The organism is Candidatus Pelagibacter sp. Uisw_137, from assembly GCF_047720245.1.
Classification (GTDB): domain Bacteria; phylum Pseudomonadota; class Alphaproteobacteria; order Pelagibacterales; family Pelagibacteraceae; genus Pelagibacter.
In genome coordinates this window covers 1,138,765-1,155,414 of sequence record NZ_CP159811.1, presented here as the reverse complement: position 1 = coordinate 1,155,414, position 16,650 = coordinate 1,138,765, and the positions used below count along the sequence as shown (strand labels likewise).

Annotated in this window: 21 protein-coding genes; 9 read left to right on the top strand and 12 right to left on the bottom strand. The window is 28.6% G+C overall.

What is annotated here, in order from left to right; translation table 11 throughout:
- Positions 1-10 precede the first annotated feature (10 nt).
- From ABXT61_RS06190 to ubiA, 5 genes are read right to left on the bottom strand one after another with little or no spacing between them, the layout of a single operon-like run.
- Positions 11-871 carry a lysophospholipid acyltransferase family protein gene (locus ABXT61_RS06190; RefSeq protein ID WP_415314993.1) on the bottom strand — a complete coding sequence of 287 codons (861 nt, stop codon included), beginning with the start codon at positions 869-871 and terminating at the stop codon, positions 11-13.
- Entirely contained in the window at positions 868-1,806 is a 939-nt protein-coding gene (gene lpxK, locus ABXT61_RS06185; protein ID WP_415314992.1) for a tetraacyldisaccharide 4'-kinase, read from the bottom strand. The genes ABXT61_RS06190 and lpxK overlap by 4 nt, the downstream gene beginning before the upstream one ends.
- Positions 1,806-3,053: a 3-deoxy-D-manno-octulosonic acid transferase gene (locus ABXT61_RS06180; protein WP_415314990.1), complete on the bottom strand. Its 1,248-nt coding sequence runs from the start codon at positions 3,051-3,053 to the stop codon at positions 1,806-1,808. The genes lpxK and ABXT61_RS06180 overlap by 1 nt, the downstream gene beginning before the upstream one ends.
- Positions 3,053-4,795: an ABC transporter ATP-binding protein gene (locus ABXT61_RS06175; RefSeq protein WP_415314989.1), complete on the bottom strand. Its 1,743-nt coding sequence runs from the start codon at positions 4,793-4,795 to the stop codon at positions 3,053-3,055. The genes ABXT61_RS06180 and ABXT61_RS06175 overlap by 1 nt, the downstream gene beginning before the upstream one ends.
- A complete protein-coding gene (ubiA, locus tag ABXT61_RS06170; RefSeq protein WP_415314987.1) occupies positions 4,796-5,659 on the bottom strand; it encodes a 4-hydroxybenzoate octaprenyltransferase in 864 nt (287 codons plus the stop codon).
- Positions 5,660-5,711: 52 nt separating this feature from the next.
- Between ubiA and ABXT61_RS06165 the strand changes: the two genes are divergently transcribed.
- Positions 5,712-6,116: a DUF2721 domain-containing protein gene (locus ABXT61_RS06165; RefSeq protein ID WP_271492627.1), complete on the top strand. Its 405-nt coding sequence runs from the start codon at positions 5,712-5,714 to the stop codon at positions 6,114-6,116.
- Here ABXT61_RS06165 and ABXT61_RS06160 read toward each other — a convergent pair.
- The 4 genes from ABXT61_RS06160 to ABXT61_RS06145 are packed head-to-tail and all read right to left on the bottom strand — an operon-like array spanning position 6,113 to position 8,587.
- Positions 6,113-7,087 carry a quinone oxidoreductase family protein gene (locus ABXT61_RS06160; protein WP_415314986.1) on the bottom strand — a complete coding sequence of 325 codons (975 nt, stop codon included), beginning with the start codon at positions 7,085-7,087 and terminating at the stop codon, positions 6,113-6,115. The genes ABXT61_RS06165 and ABXT61_RS06160 overlap by 4 nt on opposite strands.
- On the bottom strand, positions 7,087-7,926 hold the full coding sequence (locus tag ABXT61_RS06155) for a pirin family protein (RefSeq protein WP_415314985.1): 840 nt from the start codon (positions 7,924-7,926) through the stop codon (positions 7,087-7,089). The genes ABXT61_RS06160 and ABXT61_RS06155 overlap by 1 nt, the downstream gene beginning before the upstream one ends.
- Before the next feature lie 2 nt (positions 7,927-7,928).
- Complete coding sequence (locus tag ABXT61_RS06150) at positions 7,929-8,339, bottom strand: DoxX family protein (protein WP_415314984.1); 411 nt, start codon at positions 8,337-8,339, stop codon at positions 7,929-7,931.
- Between the two features lie 8 nt (positions 8,340-8,347).
- Entirely contained in the window at positions 8,348-8,587 is a 240-nt protein-coding gene (locus tag ABXT61_RS06145) for a CDGSH iron-sulfur domain-containing protein (protein WP_415314982.1), read from the bottom strand.
- 94 nt (positions 8,588-8,681) lie between these two features.
- On the opposite strand from ABXT61_RS06145, the gene ABXT61_RS06140 reads away from it, so the two are divergent.
- A complete protein-coding gene (locus tag ABXT61_RS06140; RefSeq protein ID WP_415314981.1) occupies positions 8,682-9,041 on the top strand; it encodes a winged helix-turn-helix transcriptional regulator in 360 nt (119 codons plus the stop codon).
- On the opposite strand, the gene ABXT61_RS06135 is transcribed toward ABXT61_RS06140, so the two are convergent.
- A complete protein-coding gene (locus ABXT61_RS06135; protein ID WP_415314980.1) occupies positions 9,034-9,696 on the bottom strand; it encodes a haloacid dehalogenase type II in 663 nt (220 codons plus the stop codon). The genes ABXT61_RS06140 and ABXT61_RS06135 overlap by 8 nt on opposite strands.
- 17 nt (positions 9,697-9,713) lie before the next feature.
- On the opposite strand from ABXT61_RS06135, the gene ABXT61_RS06130 reads away from it, so the two are divergent.
- From ABXT61_RS06130 to ABXT61_RS06105, 6 genes are all read left to right on the top strand, one after another.
- On the top strand, positions 9,714-10,415 hold the full coding sequence (locus ABXT61_RS06130; protein WP_415314978.1) for an RsmE family RNA methyltransferase: 702 nt from the start codon (positions 9,714-9,716) through the stop codon (positions 10,413-10,415).
- An 81-nt stretch (positions 10,416-10,496) separates the two neighbouring features.
- Positions 10,497-11,312: a cytochrome c oxidase subunit II gene (coxB, locus tag ABXT61_RS06125; RefSeq protein WP_415314977.1), complete on the top strand. Its 816-nt coding sequence runs from the start codon at positions 10,497-10,499 to the stop codon at positions 11,310-11,312.
- A gap of 2 nt (positions 11,313-11,314) precedes the next feature.
- The gene (ctaD, locus tag ABXT61_RS06120) at positions 11,315-12,952 is read left to right on the top strand and encodes a cytochrome c oxidase subunit I (RefSeq protein ID WP_415314975.1); all 1,638 of its coding nucleotides are present in this window, start codon (positions 11,315-11,317) and stop codon (positions 12,950-12,952) included.
- Between the two features lie 163 nt (positions 12,953-13,115).
- Positions 13,116-13,652: a cytochrome c oxidase assembly protein gene (locus ABXT61_RS06115; protein ID WP_415315944.1), complete on the top strand. Its 537-nt coding sequence runs from the start codon at positions 13,116-13,118 to the stop codon at positions 13,650-13,652.
- 2 nt (positions 13,653-13,654) lie between these two features.
- Entirely contained in the window at positions 13,655-14,443 is a 789-nt protein-coding gene (locus ABXT61_RS06110) for a cytochrome c oxidase subunit 3 (protein WP_415314973.1), read from the top strand.
- A gap of 9 nt (positions 14,444-14,452) precedes the next feature.
- Complete coding sequence (locus ABXT61_RS06105) at positions 14,453-15,106, top strand: SURF1 family protein (protein WP_415314971.1); 654 nt, start codon at positions 14,453-14,455, stop codon at positions 15,104-15,106.
- Positions 15,107-15,117: 11 nt separating this feature from the next.
- On the opposite strand, the gene ABXT61_RS06100 is transcribed toward ABXT61_RS06105, so the two are convergent.
- Positions 15,118-15,645: an SCO family protein gene (locus ABXT61_RS06100; protein ID WP_415314970.1), complete on the bottom strand. Its 528-nt coding sequence runs from the start codon at positions 15,643-15,645 to the stop codon at positions 15,118-15,120.
- Between the two features lie 93 nt (positions 15,646-15,738).
- On the opposite strand from ABXT61_RS06100, the gene ABXT61_RS06095 reads away from it, so the two are divergent.
- Positions 15,739-16,419, top strand: coding sequence for an alternative cytochrome c oxidase polypeptide CoxN (locus tag ABXT61_RS06095; RefSeq protein WP_415314968.1), 681 nt, complete (start codon positions 15,739-15,741; stop codon positions 16,417-16,419).
- 5 nt (positions 16,420-16,424) lie between these two features.
- Here the strand turns inward: ABXT61_RS06095 and ABXT61_RS06090 are convergent, their stop codons facing one another.
- On the bottom strand, positions 16,425-16,616 hold the full coding sequence (locus ABXT61_RS06090; protein WP_415314967.1) for a hypothetical protein: 192 nt from the start codon (positions 16,614-16,616) through the stop codon (positions 16,425-16,427).
- Between the last annotated feature and the right edge of the window lie 34 nt (positions 16,617-16,650).

Here is a 16,650-nt window from a genome sequence, read left to right as displayed (position 1 = left end):
TCAGGTATTTTTATTTCCAACGATTATGTGACCAAATCCATTGTTCAGGATTTTTTAAAATCATCTTTTCTAGTAAATTATTTAAGTTTCCAGTAATTGATTCAATGGTTTCGTTGTCTGAAAACTTTATGGGTTCATGTATAATAATTTGGAAATTTGTATCATGTATTCTCTCAATATAGATAGGAACTATCTTGCATTTAAATTTTTTAATAAATTGAGCGGGAATAGTTGTTGTAAAACATTCATCATTAAAAAATTTAGATCTAATGCCTTGTGAAACTCTTTGGTCAATCATTAATGCTATAGAGGTTTTTTTTTTAAAAAAGGCAAGTAATTTTTTAGTACCCGAAATTCCTTTTTTGATTTGATTTTTACAAATATATTTTTTTCTAACTCTTTCCATTATAAAATTTAAAAATTTATTGTTAAGGGGCCTATAAATTGCAGCCAAATTAATGCCTGATTTTTCAATATGTAGGGCCATCAATTCGAAGTTATTAAAATGTCCTGAAACAAATATTACAGGTTCGTTGTCTTTTTTAATTTTTTCTAGGATATCTTGACCATTAACTTTTATTTTATTATTGAATTTAGGTCCCCTAAAGTCTTTTATAAAAACGTATTCTGCAAGTATTCTTCCATAATTTCCCCACATCTTATTTGAAATTGTGTCAATTTCATTTTGATTTAAATATGGAAGGGCCTTTAGTATATTTGATTTTATTAGGTTTTTAGATCTAAAAATAGGACCAAAGAGTGATGTAATTTTATTAGAAATAAACGAAGCAATTTTTAGTCCTAAAATTTTAAAAACAAGAAGAAGGGTTATTATAACTAAAAATTGAATAAAATATTTTATTAATTTCATATATGCATTTTTAAATAATCTATTAGTTTATCTTCATTCTTAATATCAAGCTCTACCTTTAAATATTTAATATCATTATTTTTACTAGATTTGATCTTAATATAATCCTTTTCTGTAGTTAATATTTTTGAATTAAGTCTTCTTGCTTGGGATCTTATGTAGTCAATATCTTTTTGAGTGTATTGATGGTGATCAGGGTAAATTATTTCTTTTTCTATTTTTATGTTATTATTAATCAATGTTTGTTTAAAACTCTCTGGGTTACCAATCCCAGAAAAAACTATATATTCCTCATCAATATCAAGTTCTTTAATATTGATAGCTTTATAATTAGACTCAAATATTTGAATATGGGTATTATATTTTTTTAGTAATGATTTTAACCTGATGTTATCTTCTTCATTTCCGTTAATAAAAGCTACATCATACTTAGAGATGCTACTTATTTTTTCTCTTAAAGGCCCTGCAGGGATTAAGAAACCATTGCCAATCCTCTTTATACTGTTGAAGCAAACAATTTTTAGATCATAATTTATTGATCTATCTTGTAGCCCATCATCAAAGAGTGCAACATCTATGTTGTCTTGGATTGCTTTGGCAAGTGCTTGGATTCTGCTTTTTTCACAATATAGTTTAGTTTTTTCAGAGAGCATTTCCTGTTCATCATAATGGTTTTTGTAAAATTTTTTTATAGTACCCGTTTTAATATTTAACTTATTCAAAATTTGATAAATTTTTATTGTTAAAGGTGTTTTTGCTGTCCCACCAATATATATATTTCCTATACAAATTTTTTTAGGTTTAATTTTTTTTGTATGCTTTTTTAAACTTAAAAAAAGATTATTTATAATTATAGGAAGCGTTAATGGTAATAGGAAGTATGACAATAAATTTGGACGTTGATAATCCCAAAATTTTGGTTTTTTTAATTTCATTATTTGTTCATATAAAAATTTATCTCATTTAAGGTGGAGTTCAAAATTTTAGACCCAAGAGCTTTAATTTTTAATTTTAAATTTTTAGAATTTTTATTGCTATTTAATATCTGATCTACTTTGCGGGTTAATTGATTAGATGTAGTAATTTTATATGATACTTTATGAGCTTGTAAGAGATTATAAATTTCTTTAAAATTCCAGGTATTTGGACCATGTAATATTTGGCAGCCAAATTTAGCAGCTTCTAAAGGGTTTTGCCCTCCATGTTTAATAATCGAACCACCCAAGAAAACAGTTTTACAAGTTTTAAAAAAAGATTGGGTCTGTCCGAAAGAATTTACTAAGTATATATCAGTTTCTCCATCAATTTTTTTTTTAGAGTCGTGTAAGTGAATTTTTAAATCCATTTCTTTTATTTCTCTTGTGATTTTTTTTATTCTGTGAGTATGCCTCGGTATTATAACTGTTAATAAGTTTTTATATTTAATTTTAAGTTTTTTATGAATGTTTGCACATATTTTTTCTTCAAGTTCATGTGTACTTGATGCACACCATATTTTTTTTGTTAAGAAGAATTTTTTTATACTATTACTTAATTCACCAGTAGCTTTTTCGCTTTGAGTAAATTTTAAATTACCAATATAGGAAATTTTTTTTGCTCCAAGTAATTTAAGATAATTTTTAGATTCTAAGTTCGATGATAAACATATATCAAAATTTTGAAATATTTTTTTAGACGAAGCAGAGAAAAATTTCCATTTTTTAAAAGATTTTTTTGTTATTCTTGCATTAATTAATATTAAAGATATAGATTTTTTTTTTATATTTGTAATCATGTTTGGCCATATTTCGGAATCTATAAAAATTGCAATGGATGGATCCCAATATTTTAAAAATTTATTTGTATTGTAATTTGTATCTATTGGAAAAAATTGATGGACAGTTTTTTTTAATCTTAATTTTGATAAAATTTTAGAAGAACTTAGGGTATTTGAAGTTATTAAAATTTGTTTGATTTCTTTATTTTTTTCTAGCTTTTCTATTAATGGAATTACACTTAGTATTTCTCCAACACTTGCACCATGAAACCATATTAATTTTCCCTTTAGCTTCTTTTTAGAAAAAAAACCAAGTTTTTCTTTAAATCTTAGTGGATCCTCTTTTTTCTGCAATAATCTTATTAAAACAATTATAGGTGATAAAAGTAAAATTAAATTTATTAGTATTCTATAAAAAAGAAACATTAAACTTTCTTAATTTGTTTTTCATAGAAGTTCTTGTAAACTTTTGAATTAGCTAATAATTGGTCGTGCGTTCCTTCATCAACAACTGTGCCAGCATCTATTACATAAATTTTATCTGAGTTTAAAATTGTTGATAATCTATGAGCTATCACAATTGTTGTTCTATCTTTGGTTAAAAAATTTATAGCATCTTGAATTTTATTTTCAGTTTCTGCATCTAGTGATGATGTTGCCTCATCTAAGAGAATTATTTGACTCTTCTTTAGCATTGCTCTCGCTATAGAAAGTCTTTGTTTTTCTCCACCAGACAATCTTGTTCCATTTTCACCAATAATAGTTTCATACTTATTTGGAAGTTTTTCTATAAATTCACTGGCAAAAGAATATTTTGCCGCTTCTTCAATTTCTTTTTGACTTGCATCTAGGTTTGCATATGCAATATTATTTCTAATCGTATCATCAAATAAAGTAGTGTCTTGACTAACGAGTGAGATATTTTTTCTCAGAGAGCTTATTGTACAATTATAGATTGACTGATTATCTATCTCTATATCTCCTGAAATTGCATCATAAAATCTTGGGATTAAATTCAAAATTGTTGATTTCCCAGCGCCGCTATGACCTACAATTGAAGTCATTTTTCCACCTAACATTTTTATATTAACTGAATTTAAAGTGTTATTTTTTCTTTCCTTTTCATACTTAAAAGAAACATTTTTAAACTCAACATCACCAGCATTAACTTTTATTTCAGCACTATTTTTATTATCTTGAAGTTCTGACTTTTCATCGATAACTGGCAAAATTCTTGTTGCAGCAGATAAGCCTTGGCTAATAGTTATGTTTAAAGTCGCAAGTGACCTCACTGGTTGATATGCAAGCATCATGGCTGCAAGAAAAGAGAAAAAATTATTTATATCAATCTCATTTTTTAAAACCAGTTTTCCAGAGTAAAAAATTAAAACTGCTATCATAATACCTGTTAAAGTTTCCATTATCGGTGAAGACCTAACGTAGACAGTTGCTATTTTTACAGTTTTTTCCTTTACATCGTTTATAAATTTCTCTGCTCTTTTATTTTCATATTTTTCTTGTTGAAAAATTTTAATAAGTTTATGATTTTTAAATAGTTCAATTAAATATGTGTTAAGAATTCCAGCTTTAAGCATTTGCTCTGTAGCTACTTTGCTTATTCTTTTGCCCAAAGTTCTTGCTGCAAAAGTAGCCAAAGGTATCATTATGATTGCTATCAAAGCAAGTTTCCAATTTTGAAAAAACATTACAGTAAGTAAACCAATTAAAGTTAAACTATCTTTAAATATATTTAAAACTGCAGTACTAATTAGGTTGGTAATATGACTTACGTCATTAGTTATATTGGATATAAATTTTCCAGTATGTTTTCCATCAATTAGTCTTGTATCTGCTGCAATTAGGTTATTTAACATGTCGCACTGAAGATCTTTTCTTACCTCTTCCGAAACACCTATCATAAGAACTTTTGCAAGATATAGTGAAAAGCCTTTTACTGCAAAAGCAATAATAATAAAAATTGGAATAATAATTATTAGTGCTTGGTCTTTTTCAATAAATATTTTTTCAATTGCTGGATCTAAAAGATAAGCTATCCCCGAAGTACTTCCAGCAACTAGTAGTGCAAAAAATACTGATAATAGTATTTTTTTTATGTGTTTTTTTGTGTAATCGAAAAAAAGTCTTTTTATAATGTCTATTTTATTCATTTAAAATTTTCCAATTAAAATATTACATAAAACAATTGCACCAAAAAAATTATTACTTTTAAAAATTCTTAGACAATTTTTAGGATCTTTGAAATTAAAATTATGGATTTGATAAAAAAATAAATGAGTAGTTGGAATGAGAATAAAAAAATAAAACATTGTATTAAGCTTCATATAAATACCTACTAGTATTAAAGAAATTATAAAGATTAAATAGCATGTTGTTAAAAAAAATTTTGGTTTTTTTTTAAATTTTATTGAAGTAGATTTTACTCCTATAATTTCATCATCTTTAATATCTTGAAACCCGTATATTGTGTCGTATCCGAGTGTCCAAAATATGGCTCCTAAGTAAAAAATAATAGCAATAGTATTTATTTCACCCTGTATTGCTGTCCACCCTAAAACTAAACCATAATTAAATGTTATTCCTAAAAATAATTGAGGCCAATAAGTAAATCTTTTCATTAAAGGATAAGTGAAGGCTAGAGGCATAGATCCTAGAGCAAGTAAGATTGTTAAATTGTTAAAGTTAATTAAAACCAAAAATGCAAGTAAACATAAAATCAAAGTATAAAATATTCCTAATTTTACTGGAACTTGATTAGACGCAATAGGTCTATTTTTTGTTCTTGAAACTTTTTTATCAAATTCTTTGTCAGAAATATCATTTACAATACATCCTGCGGAACGCATTAGAACCGATCCTAAAAAAAACAATGATAAATAAAAAAAATAATCATTTAAGTTTTTTGAAAAATCATAAGCAAGAGTTAGTCCCCATGCACAAGGCCAAAATAATAGCATATAGCCAATGGGTCTTTTCAATCTTGTTAGTTCGATAAAAAGATTTAATTGTTTCATAATAATTTACTTGTAAATAACAAAGGCTAGTTTCATAATCAAATTGATTCGTATGAATATAGATTACACAGTTACAGCATTGATGTTTCCAGCAATACCTTTGCTTATGAACATCTATAGTAATAGATTTCACTCATTAAGTAAGCTTATTAGACAGCTTCATGATGAACATGTGTATGAAAATCATATTCCTCCTGAGTGGAAAAAACAGTTTATAAATTTAAGTGGAAGAATAGTATTATTGAAGTGGACTATTATGTTTGCAGCTTTTGGCCTTTTATTTAATTTGCTAACTGTATTTGCTCTCTACCTAAATGAAATTTTTGTAGCAAGGATAATTTTTGGATCTTGTTGTTTATCAATGATGGTTTCAATTTTAGTTTTCTTAAGAGAAATTCATATATCAACAAATGCATTAAAATTGCATATGTCTGATATGGATGTTGACTTAGATTAATTAGGAATAATAACTGCAGGGCCAGTTAATAGTCTTGCTTCTAATTCTTCGTGAGCTTTTTTAGCATCATTAAGTGAGTATCTTTTTGAAATTTCAACTTTAAATTTTCCAGATAAGATTGCATCAAAAACTTTTTTAGAAGACTTAACTAATTCTTCTCTTGTCATGGTGTAATGTGCAATTGAAGGACGAGTAAAAAATAATCCTTTTGCATTAATATGTTTTTTAACATCTATTGTATCAACGTAACCTGATGCGTTACCAAAAGCGACCATCATACCTCTAACCTTTAAGGTCTCAATTGAACCATCAAATGTTTTAATACCAACACCATCATAAACTACATCAATTCCATTTTTGCCTACAATTTTTTCCACCTCTTCAACAAAGTTTGTATCTGTATAATTTATTACATGATGACAACCATTTTTTTTAGCAATAGCCTCTTTTTCTTTAGAGCCAACCGTTCCAATAACTTCTGCTCCTAATGCATTAGCCCACTGACATAATATTTGACCCACACCACCAGCTGCTGCGTGGTATAAAACTTTATCACCTTTTTTAATTGGGTAAGCTCTGTGTAATAAATATTCTGAAGTAATCCCTTTAAGCATAATACAAGATGCAATTTCATCAGAGATACCCTCTGGAACTAAAACTAATTTTTCTTGAGGAAACAATTGTTTTTCAGAGTAACTTCCAATTGGCATTGAAGAGTGAGCCACTCTATCTCCAACTTTAAATAGATCAACTTCAGAACCAACTTCTTCAATTATTCCACATGCCTCTAGGCCAATTCCGCTTGGAAGAGGAATAGGGTACAAGCCTGTTCGGTGATAAACATCAATATAGTTAAGACCAATTGATAAATTTTTGATCAAAACTTCTTTTGGACCTGGTTTACCGATTTCAATATCCTTAACCTCTAATACTTCAGGGCCACCAAATTTTTCTATTTTAATAGTTTTCATTATTTTACAAATGTATCATTATGATAATCTTGAACTGCTTGCAAGATCTCTGCTTTAGTATTCATTACAAATGGACCCCCTCTAGCAATAGGCTCACCAATTGGCTTTCCAGATATCAATAAAAACTTAGCTTTAGTTAAGCTAGAGACTTTTAATTTTTTACCTCTAGTTAGAATAATTAAAGTAGAATCTTTAACAGTATCGTGATCTTGATTGCCAACTTTAATTTCACCTTCAACTAAATATATTAAAGAATTGTGAGTTGAAGGAAGATCGAAATTAAATTCTTTTCCTTTTTCAAGCTCTACATCAAAATAAACAGGTTCAACATTATGACCTTTAACAGGTCCTTCTGCATCTTCAAATTTTCCAGCAATCACTTTAACAGTTTTACCATCGTCTTTATGAGTGCTCATTTTATCTGCATCAATATAAATATATTCAGGCTTAGTCATTTTCAATTTAGCAGGCATGTTTACCCATAATTGAAATCCATGAAGCTTACCTTCTTTCATTGTAGGCATTTCTGAATGAATGATACCACTCCCAGTTTTCATCCACTGAACATCACCAGCAGTCATTATTCCTTCACCACCTGTACTGTCTTTATGTTCAAAGTCACCAGCAAGCATATATGTTACTGTTTCAATTCCTCTATGAGGATGAGGAGGGAAACCACCAATATAATCATCTTTATTTTCAGAACCAAATTCATCTAACATTAAAAAAGGATCGTGGTAATCAATAAGATGAGTTCCAATACTTCTTTTTAATTTAACACCAGCACCATCTGATGCTGCAACTGGTTCTATTATTTTTTCTACTTCGATTTGACTCATATTTATGTTCGATTACCTTTAATTAAAAAATAAACTCCACCAATTAAAAGAAATATTTGTTCACTAGTAAATAGTTTTGTTGTGAAGAACCAGTCTCTGTGAGCAAAGATCAGTATAGTTATCATTAAGATAGTTATGTTTAGTCCCGATAGTCTTGTGAGTATATTTCCAAAAGGATTTTTAATAAAACCACTTATTATTAATACCATACCAGTCAACAACTCAGATATAGCAACAGTTGATGCTAGTGCAGGTGATAAGTTAAAATAATCAATTAATCCTTGGGGAGGTAAAGGAAATTTACCTAAGCCATGAATTATAAAAGCTATCCCTATTCCAAATCTAAAAAATAAAGAGGCTAATCCATCTATGTTAGAAAAAAAATTATTAACTTTATTATTTAAATTTTGCATTTTATCCTTTATTTTTTATTATGTGATCCATCACAAAATGGTTGATTGTTAGTTTGTTTACAAGCACAAAAAAACATTTTTTTAGTTTCTTCGGCCTTGTATGCCAGAGGTGTAAAATCTGTACCTTTATGTGATCCATCACAAAAAGGCTGCTTTGCACTTTTTCCACATGAACACCAATAATAAGATTTATCTTTTTCAACTTCAACAGCGATTGCCCTTTCGCCTGCTCTTTCTCCATTATTCATATTTACCCTTTCAATTTGTTTGACTTGTACATAGTGCCTTGTTATGAATAATGCAATAACGCAAAATAATCATACTAGTATATAAAAACATACCATGAAAAACTTAATAGATTGTCCAGCAGAAAGAGCGGTTTACTTTCTTGGAGGTAAATGGAAAATTAGAATTTTATTTAGTTTGTTGCAAAGTAAAAAAATTAGATTCGGTGAGCTTAAAAAAAGATTGAAAACCATTACACAACAAATGTTATCCAAGCAGCTAAAGGAATTAGAAGGAGATGGAATAGTTAATAGAAAGGTTATTCAAATAATGCCTCCAAAAGTTGAGTATTCACTAACTGAATTTGGCTTTTCGGTTATGCCTATCTTAAGATCTTTTTCAGAGTGGAATAAAAGAAATACTCGAACTATTTCAGTAAAATTAAATAAGAATTTTGAAGAAAATAGAATTAGATAATATCAAGCAGTTGTTTTAAGTTTTTGACTTCATTTTTAGGTTTGTAATCAAGGTTATCAAAAATATTATTGTTTCTATTTACCCAAATAGAACTGTAACCATAATTTCCACCACCAGACACATCCCAAGTATTAGCACTTAAAAATGCAACTTCTTCTTTTTGTATTTTGTATTTTTTAATTGGCAGATCGTAAACTTTTGAATCTGGTTTATAAATTCCAACTTCTTCAATTGAAAAAATATCATCAAATATTTTATCTAGATTATTACTCTTAACTAATTCGTTAAGAAGAGAGGGTGTTCCATTAGAAAGAATACCTAATTTATAATTTTTTTCTTTTAATTTTTTTAAAACCTCAGGTACTTCAGGAAAAGATGAGAGCACCTTATAAAGATTTAATAATTCATTCTTCATGGAAGTATCTATTTCAAATGCCTTCATTGATTTATCTAAACTATCTTCTGTCACTTGCCAAAAGTCTTTGTGTCTATTCATTAGACTTCTAAGCCAAGTGTATTCAAGTTGAGTAGTTCGCCAATAATTAGCAAAGCCTTCCCATTTATCACCAATTTTATCTTTACATTTTTCTGCTGCTGAATTGACATCAAATAAAGTGCCATATGCATCAAAAATTATTGCTTTAATATTTTTCATAAATTAACTTAACATTAATGAGTAATATTAGATTATTTTTTAAAGAAAGTTTATCACTTAATTTAACTGCTAAACTTGATAAATTACAATCTCACTATGTAAATAAAGTAATGAGGATTAAAGTGGGTGAAGTTTTTTCTTTATTTAACACCAGTGGAGAATGGGAGGCAAAAATTTTAACCATTTCAAAAAGTATAGTTGAATTTAATATTACAAAGCAATTAAGACAAAAAGAAAGTACTAAAGAATTGTGGTTAGCTTTTTCGCCTATTAAATCAAACTACTTTAATTTTATGATTCAAAAAGCAACAGAACTTGGTGTTACAAAATTTTTACCAATAATATTTGATAGAACAATTGTAAGAAAAATTAACAAAGAAAGATTAGAAAAAGTAATTATAGAAGCTGCCGAACAATCAAATAGAATTAATGTTCCATCTATTAAAGATCCTCAATCATTAAAAGATTTTTTAAGTAATGAAAAAATGGATTTAATATTTACAGATCTAAATTCTCAAAATAAAAAATTAGATTTAGGTAAATTAACTAGTAATCCAACGTGTGTAATTATTGGTCCAGAAGGAGATTTTTCAGAAGAAGAAAGAGGGGAGATACTTAAATTTAAGCACGTTCAGCCAATTAAAATAAATGAAAATATATTAAGATCAGAGACTGCAGTAATTTCAGCTCTATCTATTGTTAATTATTTGATTAATTGATGGTTTTTAAAAGCTAAAGTGTGATTTTGTCGCAAAATCTAAAGTGTAAATTTTATGAAAGCACTTTATATACTGTTGTAAATGAACAAGTTTTTACTTACAATTTTAGCAACTATTTACTCAACAAGTGTATTAGCTAATCAACCTAAACAGTGGCAGCTTGGTTTTCAAGATTCAGCCTCTCAAAGTATGACTGAAATTGTTAGCTTTCATAATAATATTCTTCTTCCTATAATTATTGCCATTAGTGTTTTTGTTTTATTTCTTATGATTTATACTTGCATAAGATTTAGAGCATCAAAAAATCCCAACCCATCAAAAACTACACATAATGTTGCCGTAGAAGTTTTGTGGACATTAATTCCATGTCTAATTTTAATAGTAATGGCAGTTCCATCATTTAAAATTTTATATAATCAAGACACAATTCCAAAAGCCGATGTTACAGTTAAGGCTGTTGGTTATCAGTGGTACTGGGGATACGAATATCCTGATGAAAATATTATTTTTGAATCGTACATGATTAAAGAAGATGAATTAAAAGAAAATCAACCAAGATTACTAACTGTTGATAACGAAGTTGTTGTTCCAGTTAATAAAGTGGTTAAAGTTTTGATTACAGCTAATGATGTATTGCATGCTTGGGCATTACCATCTTTTGGAGTTAAAAGAGACGCCGTTCCAGGAAGAATAAATGAAACTTGGTTTAAAGCTGAAAAAGTAGGAACGTATTATGGTCAATGCTCCGAGCTATGTGGAATACAACATGCTTTTATGCCAATCACAGTAAGAGTTGTAACAGATGAAGAATATGCAATATGGTTAGCAGAAGCTAAAATGAAATTTGCAAACGAGCCAATTACAGAAAATGAATATAAAAAACTAGCGAGTAAATAAAAATGTATACACAAACAGTATCACACGAAGATCATCACGCACCAACAGGTTGGAAACGTTGGGCTTACTCAACTAACCACAAAGATATTGGTACAATGTATTTAATTTTTGCAATTGTTGCAGGAATTATTGGTACAGCTTTTTCAGTTTTAATGAGAATTGAATTGATGCATCCTGGTGATGGAATTTTAGGTGGAAATTATCACTTATATAATGTGTTGGTTACTGGTCATGGATTAATAATGATTTTTTTCATGGTAATGCCTGCAATGATTGGTGGTTTTGGTAATTGGTTTGTTCCAATTATGATTGGTGCACCTGATATGGCGTTTCCAAGAATGAATAATATTTCATTTTGGTTATTACCTGCTTCATTTATTTTATTACTACTTTCAATTTTTGTAGATGGCCCTCCAGGTCAGCAAGGAGTTGGGGGAGGATGGACATTATATCCACCGCTATCATCAAAAGCTGGACAACCAGGACCTGCAATGGATTTTGCTATTTTAAGTTTGCACTTAGCTGGAGCTTCTTCAATTTTAGGTGCAGTTAACTTTATAACAACAATTTTAAATATGAGAACGCCAGGTATGACATTGCATAAAATGCCTTTATTTGCTTGGTCTGTTTTAGTTACAGCATTCTTATTATTGTTATCATTACCTGTTTTAGCTGGAGCAATTACGATGCTTTTAACTGATAGAAATTTTGGAACTGCATTTTTTGAGGCGCAAACAGGAGGAGATCCAGTTTTATACCAACACTTATTTTGGTTCTTTGGTCACCCTGAAGTTTATATTTTAATTTTACCTGGCTTTGGAATGATCAGTCATATTGTTTCAACATTTTCTAAAAAACCGGTATTTGGATATTTAGGAATGGCTTATGCAATGGTTTCAATTGGTATTGTTGGTTTTGTTGTTTGGGCTCACCACATGTACACTGTGGGCTTAAGTACTGATACTAAAGCATATTTTATCGCTGCAACAATGATTATTGCAGTACCAACGGGAATTAAAATATTTTCATGGATTGCAACAATGTGGGGTGGATCAATTTCTTTTAAAACTCCAATGGTGTGGGCATTAGGTTTTATATTTTTATTTACAGTAGGTGGTGTAACTGGTGTTGTGCTTGCAAATGCAGGTGTTGATACTGCAATGCATGATACTTATTATGTGGTTGCTCACTTTCATTATGTATTATCTTTAGGTGCGGTATTTGCAATCTTTGCAGGATTTTATTATTGGTTTGGTAAAATGTCTGGCTATGAATATTCTGAAACTTTAGGACAAATACATTTTTGGTTAACATTCATTGGAGTTAACTTGATATTTTTTCCTCAACACTTTTTAGGTTTAGCTGGTATGCCAAGAAGATATGCTGATTACCCTGATGCATTTGCTGGATGGAATTATGTTTCATCAGTTGGTTCATACATAGCAGTTGGTGGTTTATTAGTATTTTTTGTTAATTTAATTTATTCTTTTTCAAGGAAAAAACCTGCAGCCCAAAATCCTTGGGGAGAAGGTGCTACCACTTTAGAATGGACCATACCATCGCCACCAAACTTTCATACCTTTGATGAGTTGCCGAAGTTTGTAGATGATCAAGATACTGAAAAATCTAATACTCATTAAACTTTAAGAAAAGTATTTTTAACAGATAAGATATTATTATGATGATACCAGATAAAAAAATTAAAAAAAAAAATATCTTTACCGCGTTAGGAATAATAGCTTTCATGATATTTCTATTTTTTTTTACTCTCTATAATGTGGGAGTTTTTGACAGACAATTATGATCCAAAAAAAAACACTTACTCCTATAATTTTAGCTGGAATATTTTTTATTATGTTGGGCCTTTCATTTGCTGCGGTACCTTTATATGATATTTTCTGTAGAGTAACTGGATTTGGCGGAACAACACAAATATCAAAAGAAGCACCAGATATAGTTTTGGATCAAACAGTAAGTGTTCGTTTTGATACAAATGTAAACAAACTGCCTTGGAATTTTAAAGTAAAAAAAAATGTTATGGATGTGAACATAGGTCAGGTGAATCGAATTGAATTTGAAGTAGAGAATTATGGTGATGAAACAACTTATGGCGTGGCTGCTTTTAATGTATCTCCTTCTTCTTTTGGTAAGTATTACAGTAAATTAGGCTGTTTTTGCTTTGAAAAGCAAGCATTGAAGGCAGGTGAAAAAGCAACATATATAATGACTTTTTATTTAGATCCAGAAATGGTAAACGACCCAAATACTAAAAATATTAAAGATGTAACTATGTCCTATACTTTTTTTTCATCAGATTACTATAACCAGTCAAAACTATAAAAATGTCAGCAGAAAAAAAACATGATTATCATTTAGTAGATCCAAGTCCTTGGCCTATTTATGTATCATTTTCTAGCTTATTTTTAGCAATAGGGACTGTTTATTATTTGCATAGTGAAGTTTCTTGGGGAATGTATCTAGGTTTTGCTCTTTTATTTTATGGAGTATATATGTGGTTTAGAGATGTAATCATAGAGTCGGTTGATCATAATCATCACACACCCGTTGTTAAAATTCATCTTAGATACGGAATGACCTTATTTATTGCCTCTGAGGTAATGTTTTTTGTTGCATGGTTTTGGGCTTATTTTAATGCAAGTTTATTTCCTTCAGAATTAATTGGAAACGTGTGGCCTCCTAAGGATATAGTAACTTTTGACCCTTGGGATATTCCACTTATCAATACATTAATTCTCCTACTATCAGGAACAACAGTTACTTGGGCGCACCATGCCTTAGAAGAAGGTGATAGAGAAAGTTTTGTGCAAGGTTTAGCAATGACAGTTGTTTTAGGTTTTAGCTTTTCTTTACTACAGATTTATGAATACCATCATGCAAGTTTTGATTTTTCAGGAAATATATATGGTGCTGTGTTTTATATGGCAACAGGTTTTCATGGGTTTCACGTCGTCGTAGGAACTATATTTTTAGCTGTATGTTGGTGGAGAGGTAAGACTGGTCACTATAAAAAAGGTGAGTTTTTTGGTTTTGAAGCTGCTGCGTGGTACTGGCATTTTGTTGATGTAGTATGGCTATTCTTATTTGCTTCAATCTATATTTGGGGAAGTTAATAGTTAACCTTGAGAAATAAACTTTTATTTTCAATTTTTGTATTCTTTTTTATATCAATATTTATAGCATTAGGTAGCTGGCAACTAGTAAGATTAGATTGGAAAAATGAACTATTAAATAAAATTGATGTTTCTTTGAAGAAAGAACCCGTTGATTTAATGAGCAATGTTCCTGAGGACTATCTAAAAATTAAAACTTCAGGGGTTATAGATTTTGATAAACAAATTTATTTATATAATTTAAACGAAAAAGGTGCACCAGGATTTAATGTTGTTAATCCAATTACTATTAATAATAAAAACTTTTTATTAAATAGAGGGTGGATACCTTTTGATAAAAAAAACACTAAAGAAATTGATATTTTTGACCATAAAACTATTTTAGGAACGTTAAGAAAACAATCAAAAGCTAATAGGTTTAAGCCAGTTAATGATATCGATGATAATTACTGGTTTACTTTAGATAGAGATGATATTTTTAAATATACAAATAAAAAATTTTCACCATTTGTAATTTACTTAAATAATAATTTAGAATTACCAAAACCAAAAATTATTACTGTAAATATTTCAAATAGTCACAAAAAGTATGCTATTACTTGGTTTTCTTTAGCGCTGTCAATTTTTTTATTTTATTTATATGTAAGAAAAAATACATATTAATTTTCACAAGCTTACAAATAACTCTTAATTATTTTAAAAATATTGTCCAAATTTTCATGATGACTAATTCGATCAATATACTTTCCTTTGTCTAATAAAAGTATTGAAGAACTATGATTGATTAAATAACCACCGTCTTCATTAAAAATTTTTTCACTTAAAACACCCCATGATTTTGAAAGAAAAAATACTTTTTGTGGATCTCCAGTTACTCCATAAATCTTACTTTCAAATGAATTCAAGTAATTCTTAATTGTTTGAGGATTGTCTCTTTCAGGATCAATACTTACAAAAAAAACTTTCAAATTTTTTTTCTCATTATCATCTAATTTTTCGATAACCTGATCTAGATTAGATAATGTCATTGGACATATATCAGGACAATTTGTAAAACCAAAAAAAATTGCAGTTAACGGTCCTTGAAAAGATTTTTCTGTTATGGGCTCATTATTTACATCTGTTAAAGTAAATGCAGAACCGGCATATGAAGCAACAATATTTTCTTTCTTTTCTTGTATTGTTAATACAATAGGTAACATAATAAATAAAAAAATTAACAAACAGCCACCCAGTATAGTTATTGAGGTCTTTAATTTCATATTTTATGAATTAATATATTATATATTATAATTATGTCTAAATTTATTAAAAAACTTTTTGGAACATTGTCTGATAAGCCTTGGAAAAAAGAACAGATGGAAAGTGATAACTATCATCAAGGTAAAACTTTTGATATATCGTTGCAGACATCAGCCGTTATTGTTATCTTTGGTGTAAGTACTGTATTATTTACTTTAGTTGTTACAGGGTACCTTTATAGCATTCCAGTGACTCAAGATACAGAGTATCTATTGAAACCTAATTTATTATGGTTAAATACTTTAGTTTTATTATACGTTGCTTATTTTTTTAATAAAATCACAAATGATTTAAAAAAAAATAATTTTGAAAAAATCAAAAAAAATTTGCTTATAGTTGGTTTTTTAAGCTACGTTTTTTTATTTGGGCAGATTTTTTTTTGGTTTCAATTAATGGAAAATGGAAATTATGTTTCTACAAATAACTATTTTTCATCATTTTATATTTTTACTGCACTCCATGGATTGCACCTTTTGGGAGGATTATTTTTTTGGGGAAAGGTTTTCTCTAAAGTTAACAAGCTCAAAAAAGAACAAATTATAAATTCACAAAAAAGTATTGATGCACTGTCTCTTTATTGGACTTTTTTATTAATTATTTGGTTTGTATTTTTTTTAATTATGTATGTTTTTAATGATACTGTCATTGCTTGGTGTCGAGCATTACTTGGATAAGCAATCTAAAGAAACAAAGTTAAAATAGCCCCAACAATAATTATAAAAATTAATAAAATATTAACAGATTTTAGATATTTTTGTATTTCTGGTCTCTTTTCTTTTTTTGAAAAAACTCCTGCTCCCAGAGAAATTACAAGATAAAAGCAAAAAACTAAAACCAGCACAACTACAAAGAGACTAAATCTATCAAGCATAATTTAATTCACTATAAAGCCTTATTTACTCATT